This is a genomic window from Carboxylicivirga fragile, assembly GCF_050589805.1.
In the GTDB taxonomy this organism is placed as follows: domain Bacteria; phylum Bacteroidota; class Bacteroidia; order Bacteroidales; family Marinilabiliaceae; genus Carboxylicivirga; species Carboxylicivirga fragile.
Genome location: NZ_JBNGOY010000078.1, coordinates 1 through 14,480, shown reverse-complemented (window position 1 = coordinate 14,480; position 14,480 = coordinate 1). Strand labels below are relative to the sequence as shown.

The 14,480-nt window shown below is 34.2% G+C and carries 13 protein-coding genes; 6 read left to right on the top strand and 7 right to left on the bottom strand.

The genetic code is table 11. From position 1 onward, the window contains the following. Positions 1-6: 6 nt before the first annotated feature. Together ACRD7B_RS21770 and ACRD7B_RS21765 are read left to right on the top strand one after the other, a co-directional pair. Complete coding sequence (locus ACRD7B_RS21770; protein ID WP_430826780.1) at positions 7-828, top strand: hypothetical protein; 822 nt, start codon at positions 7-9, stop codon at positions 826-828. A 160-nt stretch (positions 829-988) separates the two neighbouring features. Further along, entirely contained in the window at positions 989-1,639 is a 651-nt protein-coding gene (locus ACRD7B_RS21765; protein ID WP_430826779.1) for a P-loop NTPase family protein, read from the top strand. Positions 1,640-1,931: 292 nt separating this feature from the next. Here the strand turns inward: ACRD7B_RS21765 and ACRD7B_RS21760 are convergent, their stop codons facing one another. From ACRD7B_RS21760 to ACRD7B_RS21730, 7 genes are read right to left on the bottom strand one after another with little or no spacing between them, the layout of a single operon-like run. Beyond that, positions 1,932-2,618, bottom strand: coding sequence for a class I SAM-dependent methyltransferase (locus ACRD7B_RS21760; RefSeq protein ID WP_430826778.1), 687 nt, complete (start codon positions 2,616-2,618; stop codon positions 1,932-1,934). 12 nt (positions 2,619-2,630) lie between these two features. Then, positions 2,631-3,383: a radical SAM protein gene (locus ACRD7B_RS21755; RefSeq protein ID WP_430826777.1), complete on the bottom strand. Its 753-nt coding sequence runs from the start codon at positions 3,381-3,383 to the stop codon at positions 2,631-2,633. Further along, entirely contained in the window at positions 3,376-4,098 is a 723-nt protein-coding gene (locus ACRD7B_RS21750) for a polysaccharide deacetylase family protein (RefSeq protein ID WP_430826776.1), read from the bottom strand. The genes ACRD7B_RS21755 and ACRD7B_RS21750 overlap by 8 nt, the downstream gene beginning before the upstream one ends. Further along, positions 4,088-5,230, bottom strand: coding sequence for a glycosyltransferase family protein (locus ACRD7B_RS21745; RefSeq protein WP_430826775.1), 1,143 nt, complete (start codon positions 5,228-5,230; stop codon positions 4,088-4,090). Before ACRD7B_RS21745 ends, ACRD7B_RS21750 begins: the two co-directional genes overlap by 11 nt. Before the next feature lie 3 nt (positions 5,231-5,233). Then, the gene (locus tag ACRD7B_RS21740; RefSeq protein ID WP_430826774.1) at positions 5,234-6,127 is read right to left on the bottom strand and encodes an NAD(P)-dependent oxidoreductase; all 894 of its coding nucleotides are present in this window, start codon (positions 6,125-6,127) and stop codon (positions 5,234-5,236) included. A 4-nt stretch (positions 6,128-6,131) separates the two neighbouring features. Continuing rightward, positions 6,132-7,574 (bottom strand): Gfo/Idh/MocA family oxidoreductase, encoded by a 1,443-nt coding sequence (locus ACRD7B_RS21735; protein WP_430826773.1) that lies wholly within the window; start codon positions 7,572-7,574, stop codon positions 6,132-6,134. Positions 7,575-7,577: 3 nt separating this feature from the next. Further along, complete coding sequence (locus ACRD7B_RS21730; RefSeq protein ID WP_430826772.1) at positions 7,578-8,420, bottom strand: TauD/TfdA dioxygenase family protein; 843 nt, start codon at positions 8,418-8,420, stop codon at positions 7,578-7,580. A gap of 980 nt (positions 8,421-9,400) precedes the next feature. On the opposite strand from ACRD7B_RS21730, the gene ACRD7B_RS21725 reads away from it, so the two are divergent. The 4 genes from ACRD7B_RS21725 to ACRD7B_RS21710 all read left to right on the top strand — a co-directional run. Further along, on the top strand, positions 9,401-11,683 hold the full coding sequence (locus tag ACRD7B_RS21725) for a 3'-5' exonuclease (protein ID WP_430826771.1): 2,283 nt from the start codon (positions 9,401-9,403) through the stop codon (positions 11,681-11,683). A gap of 1 nt (position 11,684) precedes the next feature. Continuing rightward, the gene (locus ACRD7B_RS21720; protein WP_430826770.1) at positions 11,685-12,257 is read left to right on the top strand and encodes a TerD family protein; all 573 of its coding nucleotides are present in this window, start codon (positions 11,685-11,687) and stop codon (positions 12,255-12,257) included. Positions 12,258-12,290: 33 nt separating this feature from the next. Then, positions 12,291-13,298 (top strand): helix-turn-helix transcriptional regulator, encoded by a 1,008-nt coding sequence (locus ACRD7B_RS21715; protein ID WP_430826769.1) that lies wholly within the window; start codon positions 12,291-12,293, stop codon positions 13,296-13,298. Positions 13,299-13,683: 385 nt separating this feature from the next. Next, the coding region (locus ACRD7B_RS21710; RefSeq protein WP_430826768.1) for a phospholipase D-like domain-containing protein at positions 13,684-14,480 on the top strand (797 nt) is incomplete at its 3' end.

Below are 14,480 nucleotides of genomic sequence, written 5' to 3'. Positions count from 1 at the left end.
TAAAAAATGAACTACATCAAGCACCTAAACAACACTTTTGCCATGATGGACCAAGTGCAAACCTTCAAACCCTATCACATAAGTCTCTATCTGGTCTTGTTTAGAATGTGGAATACCAACCGATTTGAAAATCCCATAAGTATCTCTAGAAAAGAAACCATGCAACTAGCCAGAATCGGATCACCCAATACCTATACGCAAGCTTTAAAAGAATTGCACCGGCATCAGTTTATTCGTTACGACCCTTCCTACGATAAAACCAAAGGAAGCCTCATTATCCTGTACAGATTTGATACTATATCCTGTACACCTTCAGTATCAAAAATGAGCCCTTCTATAAACATACAAACAACACACACTATAGAAGAAGATGAAAAATCAATTTCTAATTCTAAAAATGAAAATATGAAAAATAATCAATGCTCCTCTGGGGGAGCTGCCCATTCGGCTGAGAGGGTGCCACCGCTCCAACACATCCAAATTTACTTCCAGGAAAAAGGCCATCCAAAAACAGAAGCGGAACGCTTCTTCAACTATTATGAATCAAATGGCTGGCTCATTGGCGGCAAATCACCAATGAAAGATTGGAAAGCCGCTGCTCGAAACTGGATACTCAACATCAAAAGGTTCGAGAAGAAAAGTCTTGATGCTGAGCACCATGTCCTGAGCTTGCCGAAGGGGAGTCGAAGCACAAATGAAGTTCACAAAAAACAATTCCATGAAAAACATCGTCCATATAAACAATCGGTTGCTGAGCGTAGTCGAAGCACATCCCTACATCCAACCTCACCACCACCTTCATCTGTTAACTATGAAGAACCTTTGTAATATTTCAACACCCCACATCCAAACATCGAAAATCCCTACATCGAACACCCAAAACCTAACACCTTAAGCGAAGCGTCCAAACGCCTAACACCTAAGTCCTAAAACCCATTTTAACCAAGCTGCACATCACTACTGCCTTCTGCCTAAAAACTGTTAAACTATGAACCATTATCAAATCCACAACAACACCATCTACTACGATTTCCAAAAATCACTCGACCTCATCACACGAAAAGGCATTACCACTTATGGTCCCCATTTTAAACTCTACGATGAAGATAAGCCCATAATAAAGAAGCTTTTCGCCTACTTTATCCAGGATGAAGAACTATGTAAACAGAATAGCATCAACCTTCGCAAGGGAATGCTCTTGATAGGCCCGGTTGGCTGTGGCAAAACAGCCCTCATGAAACTCATGCAAACCATCTTGCAACAACACCAACGCTTTGCCCTTAAAGCCTGCCGTGACATCAGTTTTGAATTTCAAAAAGACGGCTACGATGTAGTTCATCGCTATAGCAAACGAAGCTTCACCATTGTTCCTGGATCCAAAACACCCAAGACCATTTGCCTTGACGACCTCGGAGCAGAATCAAACATTAAACACTTTGGATCCGAATGTAATGTCTTGGCCGAAGTCGTGCTCAGTCGCTACGACCTCTTCATTTCTAACAAACTCATTACCCACGCTACCACCAACCTCAATGCCAAGGATATTGAAAAACTCTATGGGCAAAGAGTAAGAAGCCGCCTTCGTGAAATGATGAATGTAATAACATTTCCTGCTAACTCATGTGACAAACGAAAATAAACCTAACACCTAAAGCAAACTTGTTTGCGTCCTATTACCAATCACCTGATTAAAATACATTCTGAATAAACTCGTGCCTAACTTACTCCCCAACAGAATTAAGCCTAACTATTGAATTTTCACAAATATCTACAACAAACTGTAAAACTAAAACCAAATGGTTTTTCATTTACATTAGAAATTTACTTCCCAATATTAGAGGTAAACATGAACGATTCATCTTAAGATTTCAGTATCGCATTCACAATATTTCCAATTTTCAACATTGTAAGCATTAAAAAAATCGTGCAATCTACGTATGCAATTTTATTACAGCCATACCTTTCTCATAATCCGGATAATCAAACAAGTCAAATTGTAAATCATTTTCAATTAAGTAAGATTCCCAGTCTTTAATAACCTGTTGTTCATTTAAACGATTTGCATCATCTAATACAATTGTCGCTTCTAAAGATAATTTCTCTCTTAAAACGGGTAGTGCCGGAAACCTAGATTTCATTTGAATTTTCCTTGGAGGTCCATCAACGACAAGTAAATCAATTTTATTCTCAAGCTTAATCTTCGACAAGTCGTACCATTTCCAACTTGACTCATTATACTGATATTCGCAAAGAGGGCAATGGTTTACTTCAACTGTTCCGTTCAATTTATTTACATCAATAAACTTTCGGGTTTTTTGAGCAAAATCAGCTTCATGATCAACCGAAACCAATTGCCCATTGGTAAATCTATTAAGCGCTAGACCTAAGATTATACTTGAGACACCACTTCCTAATTCCAAAACATATTTTGGTGATTCTGTAATTACTAACTCAATTAATTTGAGTAAAAAATCTGGAGATCCTGCCCATCCTCTGGTTGGTGGTAAATAAACTGCTTCAGGAAACATTTTTTTTATTGAATAAAGAGCTTCAAATTGAGTGAAGTAATTACTCAATTTGGCATCTATTATCTTTTCTAAAATTTCTTGATTCATCATAATACAAAACTCTTATACATCAATCATATAATCTGAACATCTAGAGCACAGCTCATATTTATATCGATTTCCCTTAGCCAAATCGATTAATTGGTGCCTCTTTTTTTCACTATGCCAGATATCAATTATGTTTTGATTATTAATATTTCCTATAGAATGTAGACCATAATAATCTAAGCAACACATTACAACCTCTCCATCGTATCTCACATCTACTTTCTTAACAATTTTTGAACACGAGGATTTAACTGGTAGCTTAACCTTTTCTTCCACATGATCAACATAACCAGCTCTATTTGTGAATCCTTCACCTCCATTAAGTATTATTAATTCCCAACCATAAGCATCCAATTGGTAATGTTCAATATATTGCTGTGCTCTCTCTTCAAAGTCCTCCCTATCTTTCGAATCATACAATGATAGTGTAAACTCTCTTATATTATACCGGCTTAACTTTTTCACCTTTTCTTTGGTTAACAAATCACCATTGGTTACCAAATAATTATTTAAACCTAACTCTTTGCATTTCTCAAAAATCTCAAAAATTCTATTGTCAGTGAAAATTTCATTATAAAAATGGAAAGAAATTAGACCTTTAAACCCTCCTTCATTCAAATCTTTTAAAACCTTATAAATCAAAGACAATGGCATTCTTACCTTTTCTCTATTGTCATATGTTCTTGTACAAAAAGAACAGTCGCGATTGCAATAAGAATTACATTCAATCGAAATCCTATCAAACAATGGATATGAATAATTACTCATCTGTTAAAATAGTTTTGAATGATTCAAGTGTGTCAAAATAAGTGACGTATTTTCTTGGTAACTCAAATAAATAACTGTCTGGTTTTATAAACTTTGAATTACACGTTACAGCATTTGAAAAACCTAAAGACTTGACTAAAGATCTTACATCTTCATTGTAGCCCCCATGTGGGTATGAAAAAGAAGTTACATCCTTTTTTATAATGCTCTCTAACAATACCTTACTATTAAAAATCTCCTCCTTAGCATTATCAATATCACAATTTGAAAGATTAATGTGACTTATGGTATGAGCACCAATACTTACTCCCTGCTCCGAAAGTTGTTTCAATGCTAATTTAGAGACTATACTTAAATCTGGATTAACAACTTTTGACCACGAGGCTACTTCACCTAAACAACCCGCGACTGGATAAATTGTTGACGGAAAATCATATTTTCTTAAAATTGGCAATACCGTTTCTGAAAACTTCTCACAACCATCATCGAAGGTTAAAACCACGTAATCGTCATCAAAATCCTTCTTTAAGGAACTAATTCTACCAACTAGATCATCCAAACTTATTACCTTATATTTAGAATCATTTAAAAAAGCCATTTGCTCTTTAAAACGATCTTGATGACAATAGCAATCTAAATTAGTTTGTTTAATTGGTTTTCTTCCAACTTGATGATAAAGTAGGATTATTGCCTTACCTTTTTGATTATTCTCCATCAACAAGTTGTTTAATTTGACAAACCGTATTTTCCACTCCTCCAAAGTCAATCATATGATTTTCACGTTCTCTGTCTTCTTTGTTAATCTGAATCATTAACACTCTCGCCAAATTTTCAACCTCAAGATCTTCTATACTAATGACATCAATTAGTCCTAAGCTTTTGAAAGTTGAAATCCTAATGTTTTGTTCCTCGTTTGACCCAAGAAATTCTCGATTATATATAACCACTTTATTACCTAAATAAAGTGATTCCATCGTTGAATTATAACCTCCCAATGAAATTGAAATTTTACTTTGAGATAACTGTCTCAAGAACTCCCTACGTTGAAAATCAAAATACCTAACCCTATTTTCTCTTGATGTTGCTACAAAACTTTTATTAAAAGCCCCATTAAAAACAATTAAATTATATGTTGATTTCGTCTTAACCACTTCAAATGCTTCGATTACTGCATTCAACAGTTCATTACCCACGCGCCCACCTGCAACTGATACCAATATATTATTTGATTTCCTTTCATTATATCGCATACTTTGCTCAATGACATAGCCAGTGTATACTAGTTTAATTATAATTTCCTTAACTAAAGGGAAACTGGTTTCAACAGATATGAGCTTAGGGTCTCCATGAATGAGTATTAAATCATATAATTCATTCAATGTCCTTATCGTCTTCTGATCATTAACACCCCCATTTGTGCTTTCTATAACATCACGGACACTGCAAACTATTTTAGTATTTGAGTTTGCGTCCTTAGCGTAATTAATCAGCTTTATTGCTTCTTTCTCAAACAGAAAACCAAAAGGAAAATGTTCTGTAATAACAACGTCTGGCTTTACATTTCGAACCGTTTCACGAATCATTTGATCACGCAACTCAAAGCATTTCGACAAAGACAATTCATCCGAAACACTTGTCATTTCAGTACTTTCCTCCTTTTTATATATACCTGGTAGTTGGATAAAATGAATTGATACATCAACATCAAAATTCTTTACTACTTCTCCACCACTCAAAAAATAAACGTTATAATATTTAGCTAACCCTTTTGCTAAATGCAATGCCCTAACAAGGTGGCCTAGTCCATAAACATATTGACAATGTATTATAACTTTTGGTAAACTCATAAGTTAATACTTCTCTTTAAAATTAACTTCTCCTTCTATATTCTCTTCTTTTGTGAAGAATTTTTCGATTACTTCAATTGCATATTTCGCTTGTTCCTCTGGAAAAATACCTCCTGCAATATGGTGTGTTAATTTAATTCTATCTTGATTTTGCAATACAATTAGCTCTGGGTGTGGTTTATTTTTAAAAACATCCAAACAAGCACCCTTTAAATGTCCTTTATTGATCGAATCAATAAGGTCATTTTCGTTCAAGTGTCCTCCACGTCCAACATTAATGACATACCCCTCATTAGGCATTGAGTCAAACAGACTATTGTTAAGAATGTGCTTTGTATCTTCGGTCAATGGTAACTGACAAACTACAACTTGGCTTTGTTTCGCAAACTCATGCAAACCAGTTAATCCTGTGTAAACATCTGAAATTGATCGTTTCTTTGTATCTGACTTTGCCCAACCAATTACATTATACCCTTGCTGTTTTAGTTTCTCACTAGATGTTTCACCAATAAGTCCTAGCCCCATCATACCTACTGTAATATTGGCGGTATTTAATTCCTTTATTAGTGACTTATACTCAGCTACTGCATCAATTACATAATCAGCAACCTTGTTTCTTAGCTTTTTATCCACTAACCGAATTATTGGAACTAACTTGGGTAATAAATCTGAATTAATCAGGTGGTCTACCCCACTACCACTCGTTAATAATAGTTTGAGATTTATGAACGCTTTCAGACAAGTGGGCACTTTTAACCATATTACTGCTACATCTACTTGATCATGGGGTATTTCAGTTAGACAAGAAAATGCATTTATTTCTAATCTCGAAGATGCCAGCACCTGTATAAACAGCTCTGCACCCTTTACGTCTTTATCCACATACACATTAAGCATAATTCTAATCTAAATCGTAAGACATTACCGGTAATTTATTCTCGATAGCATTGATATGAGAACGGTAAAAACCGCTCATTATCTGAACGGCTGTTTTATGTTCCGTAATTTGTGAATTAACAGACTGTTTACTTAAACTTCCTCCTATAAAATCAACAAACTGTTCTACTACCTTAAACTTAACTTGCTCCATGATTATATTTGACTCTTTACCCTCTTCTGGTTTTTCGAAAAAATCTGTCAATTTATATGCTTCAGGTTGTGATTTCCCTTTCGATAAAAGTGGATTTCTAAAAACATAAACATCAAAATGGTTCTTACCTCCTAAATAGGCTTCAATTCCATTATCTAAATCATGTTGATCTGAGCCTTGATAGGCGTGAATCTGTATCGACTGAAAAGGTCCTTGTTGAATGTGATAACTTTCGTGCTTGATTCGACCATTACCTTTATACAAATCACTGCCAGGATTTATCCAAGTACGCCCTGCATAACCATTATGAATCAAATTAATATTAATATTCCCAATGGGAACATGCCCCTTTTTCAATGTTATTATTGAAGACAAATCTAGTTCTCCAAAATCAGTACATTTCTCATAAAATTCATCTGTATTCCATTTTGATCGCTGCTCCTTTTGATCAACAAACAATCGATCATAATCACTGCTTTCTAATTGTTCAAAAAATCCTTTTGGTTGTAGTATAGAACTATATACATCAAAGCTAGAAGCTATTTTATTGTCGTTGGCCGAAGACTTATAAAATTCTATAGCGGTATCAAATATATGGTAACCACTATGAGAGGCCTTACCATATCCATAACAATATGGATGATAATCTTGACTAACTATTTCTGATGGAAATCGCCACTGCCCATCACTATGATATGCCTGTATGAAATTGATTGGACAATTCGTTTGTTCTTTAACCTCAATAATTTTCTCTCTCACAAACTGAAACCCTTTATGAAACCTTCTTTGTGCATTAATCATAAACACCGTTTCCTTGTGCTCTTGTAGTTTAGTGTAATCTGCCAGTAATTCATTATAATCTTGTAGAATTCCTTTCGCTTGAGTGATTTCAGAAACCACATTCTTACGAGTGGTAATCGGCTTATCCAATAAGATATTTAAACCTTTACTCAACGCCCATTTTGCGTAAGCCTTATGAATCAACGGTTCCGTTGCAATGATTACACCCTCTACATTGTACTTTTTAATATGAAGCTCCAAATAGTCAACCAACTTATTGGGAAGGCTATCTTCGAACCATTCCGTAAAATAGGTCTCACAATACGCATACTTCTCAAGCACTTTTGTTACCAATTCTTGCTGATGGTCTAATTCAATAACCAATGATATTTTAGCTCCTTCTGACTGTTGGATTGCTGGTAAATAAACTCTTCTAGCGTGCGGACCACAACCTATCAATATTATGTTCGTCATAACCTAAAACGGTTTTTCTCCTGCTATTGACACTCTTTTTAATACTCTTCTAATATGTGAATCAAATGGCTTACGATAGTGAAGTGTAGCACGATTATCCCATATTACTAGGTCTCCCTTTTCCCAATAATGCTCATAAACAAACTTGGAATTATCTATACAGTCGTTCAATGTATTCCATAATTTAACTCCTGATTTAAACGGTTCGTTTTCAAATTCCATTTCATAAGCACGGTGCATATACAAAATCTTCTCTTTTGTATATGGATGTGTTCTCACTAACGGATGACTCACTTGCTCACCTGGAGGAATATCTTCAATCCTATTCACATATTTGGCGGAAACTTCCCCAAATGGTCTGTAGAATGGATTGAATGTAACAATTCGCTTGTTTGATATTTCAATCTTTAATTTATCTGACAAAGAGTTATAAACGGCTGTAGTATCTGTCCATTTGGTAGGGGCACTACCTTCAGAAACATCTATAGCATATAACATAGAAATACTCGACGGCTCTTCTACCCATTGATGATCTGAATGCGGTAATACTTCTTGATGGCCTAAAAAGGCTTCTTCATATTCAGGTGCATTATTTCCGACAACGACGACCTCAGATGTTTTGCCATCTTTAGAACCTAATACCTGAGCTTTATTAGCGTCAAATACAGTACCAAATTTGTGAGCAAATCGCAACAATTCCTCATCTGTTAATTGTTGCTTTTTTATAACAACAACTTTATACTTAAACAGTAGTTTCTGAATCTCATCAAATTGTGTCTTACTAATAGATTTGGAGGTATCGATATTTAGTTTAATCCCAATAGTATTATTTGTTTTTATTCTCATATATAGAGTTCAACATTATTTTACACCCTCATTTCACCTTTCATATATTCTTCAAGATACATCATTATTTTTTTATCTATATTTTCAATTGAAGAATTTTAATTTGATTACCTCTGGTTACATAAATGTAATTTTTAGTTTTAAAAAATTAATTGCCTGCAATGTAACTATGATTATAACGATATATATAAGCTCACACTCAACCTACTCCCCAACAGAATCCAGCCTAACTATTGAATTTTTACAAAAATCTACAACAACCACTTTCACAGCTCCTAAAACACCTTTACATACTCACACCCCAACACCTAAAACCTATCACCTAACACCTGATTAAAATACATTCCACAGGAAGATTGTATTCTTTGGCTATTAATTGCTTTGTCGATTCTTCGTTAAACCTAATTACTTCCTTAGGCCTATAAGACTGAGCTACCTCACTGAAATTGGTTTTATATATTTTTAGCTGGCATTGAAAGCACTGCCATTGCTGATCTTCATCTGATAACATACATCCACCAATAATAATTTTTGCGACATAGCAGGCATACCATATAAGATTAACCCCATAGGTTTGAATCCGCAACGCGGACATTTACGAGGTTTGTGTTTACGAAATTTTTTTGATTGTGATGGCTTTTGCATCATTGTAAGTTATAACTAAATCATAAAATTCAGAATTTATTACTATTGCTCACGCTTAATTTAGAACAAGTCTATTTAAACTTTTATGCATTTATGTTCTAAGTAGTTGTGTATATATGTTGATTATTATATTAATTGCTCCCATTCAGAATATCTAATATCATCGATTCAATTGCTATATTTAACATACTACTTTCTAATTAAAGTTACTTTCATTAGCACTATTGGAGTAATATTATTGGGAAATATTAGTTTGGAAATTACATATCGAGAAGTATTAAATCGAAGGTAGTTGTTCATTCAATAATTATCGCTAACTCTAATTGGCTCAAAATATGGAATCAATCATTTTAACCAAAGAACAAATAGATGCTGCAAACCATAATCAAGCAGGTGCTTTTGCGGTTAAAGGAATAGCAGGAAGTGGCAAGACTACCGTGGGTTTAAATCGAATACCATATTTGAAGAAAACATGTTTTAATGATGAAAACATCCTCGTGGTTACTTATCAGAAGGTATTGACCGATTATCTCAAACATCTTAATAGCAAGATGAGTGATGGAAGTCAATTCCTATTTGACTTTAATCAGACTGAAAATGTTGAGATAGTAAATGTTGACAAATTAATTTACGAGAAATATAAAGACTACAGAAAGCGCTTTTCTAAGCACAAATTTTATAAAGATATGCCTGCCAGCTCTTCCAATCCTAAGGCACTATGGGAGGTGTTTTATTTAGCACTTAATTCAATAAGGAGAAATTATCCGGATCTTGAGATATTGGAAAAAGAACATGCTAACTTTTTGAAAGATGAAGTGGATTACATAAACCATTGCCGAATTGATTCTTTGAAGCAGTATCAAATATTTACTCGAAAAGGACGTAACAGGTTCGAAGATAATAGAAGAAACCTAGCAAAAAAATCACGGGTTAGAGAAGCTATTTTTCAATTAAGGAAACAGTATAACAATGAGCTAATAATAAGCGGAAATATGGACTTCCCTGTAATGCGATTATTAGCATTAAGAGAAGTAATCAATAACCCACCAAAGCAATACACCCATATTATAATCGACGAATGTCAGGATATGGATAAAGCGCGAATGGATTTTCTTAAGCATTTTTTAACCGATGAGAAATCTTCTTCAGCAACATTTTTATATGATAATACACAAAGCATATATAGTGAATCCTGGTTGGGCAGTGGTCATGGATTTAATACTTTAGGAATTGATATTAAAGGAAAGAGTAAAATACTGAAAAAGAATTTTAGAACCACTTATGAGATACAGGAAGCAGCCCAATCCTTATTAAATAATCATCAGTTGGTTAAGCAAGAAGTTGTGCCAATTTTGATTAATAAGTCAGGGATAAAACCATTTTGGGCATTATGTAATGATTACGAGCATCAGTTAAAATACATCGTTGATGTCATTAAAACACACACTAAGAATCTTAACCTGAATGATATCATTGTTGCCGCCAGGACCAATAGAGAGGCGGAAATGATTCATAATGATTTAAATAACAATGAAATAGATAGCTGCTTGGTAAAAGCCAATAATAATTCATTTGCTCATAATCAGGTGCGAATCATGACTCTTAATAGTTCTAAAGGACTGGAGAGTAAAATGGTAATATTGGCGAACTTAAATCAGGGATCCATACCTATTAATTGTGATAACGATTTAAAACTGGCACAGGAATTAAAGTTATTGTACGTTGGCATGACAAGAGCATCTCAATTTCTGTACCTTACATCTTATGGTCAACCATCCAGTTTCATCCGTAGCATTTCTGCGAATACCGTTCAAAAAGTTGATTTCAATCATTTTAAATGGTTCGAAGAGCTTGAAGACCCTCAGTTAAAAAGGCGAATACAAGATTTAATCATCAGACTTGAAGATTCAATCCATAAATTTATTTCCATTGGGCAAAAAGCAAAAGAGCTTCCTTCATTTATAAGTCAATCAAAGCAGATGATGCAGGAGCAGCATAAAATGGAGCAAATCCATGTAGAATTACATCTATTGGAAGATGAAATACCTGCCAATAGTTCATTACACGATTTATTTAATAGTTTTCACAAGACATGTGAAAACAAAATGGAGTTGGCACATCATGAATTTATTAACTTCATACAGTCTCCGGTTAAGTTTGATGAGATTCTTAATGAGATTAATAATCAATTCAAATATTTTAATTCAGAGTCCATAAATACTATTGCAACAGTAGAGTTCCACATTCAAAGAAAAGAATCTTTGGAGCAGGACGATCAGTCTGATTGGGGCCCATTTCTAACATCATATTCAAAGGCGCTTGAGTTGGAGTTTGATAAACTCTTCGAGAAGTATGGGATGAGCTTGTTTAGTCCATTCAGAAAGGATAGAAATGGAAACCCTTCAACACTCAGTTTGCATGAAAAAATGAGAGAACTGAAGAAACGTAAGGATAAACTTAGTGATATAACAATGATGCTTGACTTGGTTAATTTTCGAAAAGAAAGAAATGATGCGACACACAGTAAGGTCTTGTTAGGAAATGAGATACTTGCCATTCGTAAAATGATGATGCAAGAAAATGGGGTATTTAGTCATCTAAACAACTTATTAGCATAGTATGAGTGTAATCATTAATAATGAAAGATTAATTGCAGGCATCAACTGGGGTGCTGTGGCCGAAAAAGGATGGTTTGCTGCTGTTGATTATAGTCCGGTTGATTTAGACCTATGGTGTTTTGAGCTGGATAAGAATGGCAAATATGTTCAGATTTTAAGCTTTGAAAACAAGACGAATGATTGGGGGCGACTGAGTCAGGATGATATGTCAGGTGATTTATATGGTAACGATAAAGAAGACAACGAATGGATTAATTTTTATTTAAATAAATTACCAAAAGGTCATAAGCTTTGTTTATCTGTGATTAACTACACTGAGCAACCAATAAATAACCTCTTACATTTTGATTACCGAATATATACAGGTGAAGCGAATAAAGTACAAACACTATTTTACTTTAAGGATCTTAAGAAAAAAACGTTTAGCAATGAAGTACAAGGGCTCTTCTTAGGCTACATTGAAAGAGATGATTATAGTTTGGTGTTTCATAACAAAGAGGCGCCACTTTACGCAAAGGATATTGATTATCAAAAAGACGAAATATTGGACGAAATACTTTTGCAGGAGGTCTAAGTATAACCTATCAACCAACCTTAAACGCATATAATGCCAACAAATAAAAATGCAACCATACGTTACCTAACACTTGATAGATGTTTTAGTAACCTTGGCCGTAATTATTACATTAATGACTTAATTGAGGCTTGTAATGAAGCTTTGTTGGATATCGATCCTCTTTCAACCGGAGTCAAACGACGTCAGGTCTACGACGATATTAAATTTATGCGAGACTCGAAAGGTTACGATGCTCCTATAGAGACTTTCAAGAATGGTAAGCGTGCCTACTATAGATATACTGATTCTGATTTCAGCATTAGCAAACAACCCATTACTGAGGATGAAGTTCAAAAACTTAAAGAAACATTATTGACACTTTCCCGCTTCCAGGGCTTACCACAATTTGAATGGATTGATGATATGAAGGCACGATTGGATCACAGTTTCAATCGTAGATCTGACCAGAAAGTGATCAGTTTTGAGGAAAACCCTTTTCTAACAGGGCGTGAGTTCTTGGGAAGTGTTTATAATTCGATTATTAATAAAGTTGTTATTGAAATTGAATATCAATCATTCAGGCATGATACTACTACTCACTTTACAATTCATCCATATCATTTAAAGCAATACAATAATCGTTGGTTTCTGTTTGGACTGAATGACAATCGAAATGAGATAACCAATATTCCTTTGGATCGGATCTGTTCAATAGAGGAATCAACAAGACACTATCAACCAAATTCGATTATAAATTTTGAGGATTATTTTGAAGATGTAATTGGTGTGTCTATTCCATCTGGTGAAAAGACTCAAAAAGTCGTGCTTAAGCTAAGCAATCAATTGTGGCCCTACGTTAAAACAAAACCTATACATGGTTCACAAAAGATAAAAACGCAAACGGAAAAGTTCACAATCATTGAGCTTGATCTTTACCTAAATTATGAATTAGAGGCCCTCATTTTATCAAGAGGAGAGCAGATTGAAGTTATTGAACCTATTGACTTAAGGAATAAAATTCAGGAGCGAATAGCTCAAATGGGAGAATGTTATTTATGACATGTGCAGAATGATCGCACACGTGCTATTTATACTTGCAACTGTAAATAATAAAAATAGCACAATAGCAATGAAGAAGTATTCTACTGAAATTATGATCGTCATACTTGTTATTTTATTCATAACGCTTTCTATCCTCCTTATTAAAAGGATTATACTCCTGAATAATACATATGATTATTCAGCTGACAAACTAACTTTCATTAGGGAGACAGAGAACAAGGAGTTAAGTGAAAAAGCATTATTTGAAACGAATCATGAGAAATACTTCTAACATGAGCCTTCATGACTATCGGGGATGAATTTAAGTGATTTTCCAAGCCAATAGGCAGGTATATGAACATAAAGCCCAAAATATAATTATCAGAATAAAGCAAGATATAATATGAAGCAAGAAGTAGTAAACAATCCGAATATCTTCCCAATAATTAGGGAAGAATTATTAAGAAGCAACAGCAGCATTACTGTTGTTACGGCATGGTTTACCGATCATGAACTATTCAATATCTTACTCGAAAAGGCAGGTTCAGGAGTAACTTTAAATGTACTAATTGCTCAAAACAAGGATAATGAAAGACTTGATTTTAAAGCCTTATCTAATCTGGGTGCTAAAGTTAACGTATTGAAAAAAGATGGCACGGGCATGATGCATCAGAAATTCTGTCTTATTGATGATAGGGTAGCAATCCACGGCTCTTATAATTGGACATTAAATGCGCGGAAAAATAATTCGGAGAGTGTAATCATCACTGATCATCGACAAACGATTAACGATTTAAATAACAATTATCTAGATATGATTAATAATGCCAAGCCTATCAAAATTAAAAAAGCACTCAGTATCCCACAGCTAATCAATCCTTTTTTTAAAAACAATGTCAATACTGACGAGAATGAGAATAAGGAAGTTAAAAAGGATTATCCTATTAATGCTAAATCCAATAGTGCCAGCGATTTCGCAATTCTCTTGGAAGATATCATAGCGGCTGAGATATTTAAATTTGATAAAGAGGAGTTTATCAATCAAGGCCATACGAAAGCTGATCATACAAATGGCGACCATCAAACATTGCCAAATACTTTGGATACTTTGTATGCCGACTTCATCAACAGTCTGGATATTGCACAAGAGAAGAAAGAGAATTTACTTCTTAAAATTGAAGAACTAAAACAAAATAGAAT

Coding starts and splice junctions, on each gene's coding strand:
- ACRD7B_RS21750 (WP_430826776.1), bottom strand. CDS start 4,098: ATGGAGAATAATCAAAAAGGTAAGGCAATAATCCTACTTTATCATCAA.
- ACRD7B_RS21765 (WP_430826779.1), top strand. CDS start 989: ATGAACCATTATCAAATCCACAACAACACCATCTACTACGATTTCCAA.
- ACRD7B_RS21755 (WP_430826777.1), bottom strand. CDS start 3,383: ATGAGTAATTATTCATATCCATTGTTTGATAGGATTTCGATTGAATGT.
- ACRD7B_RS21770 (WP_430826780.1), top strand. CDS start 7: ATGAACTACATCAAGCACCTAAACAACACTTTTGCCATGATGGACCAA.
- ACRD7B_RS21740 (WP_430826774.1), bottom strand. CDS start 6,127: ATGCTTAATGTGTATGTGGATAAAGACGTAAAGGGTGCAGAGCTGTTT.
- ACRD7B_RS21730 (WP_430826772.1), bottom strand. CDS start 8,420: ATGAGAATAAAAACAAATAATACTATTGGGATTAAACTAAATATCGAT.
- ACRD7B_RS21720 (WP_430826770.1), top strand. CDS start 11,685: ATGAGTGTAATCATTAATAATGAAAGATTAATTGCAGGCATCAACTGG.
- ACRD7B_RS21715 (WP_430826769.1), top strand. CDS start 12,291: ATGCCAACAAATAAAAATGCAACCATACGTTACCTAACACTTGATAGA.
- ACRD7B_RS21725 (WP_430826771.1), top strand. CDS start 9,401: ATGGAATCAATCATTTTAACCAAAGAACAAATAGATGCTGCAAACCAT.
- ACRD7B_RS21745 (WP_430826775.1), bottom strand. CDS start 5,230: ATGAGTTTACCAAAAGTTATAATACATTGTCAATATGTTTATGGACTA.
- ACRD7B_RS21735 (WP_430826773.1), bottom strand. CDS start 7,574: ATGACGAACATAATATTGATAGGTTGTGGTCCGCACGCTAGAAGAGTT.
- ACRD7B_RS21760 (WP_430826778.1), bottom strand. CDS start 2,618: ATGATGAATCAAGAAATTTTAGAAAAGATAATAGATGCCAAATTGAGT.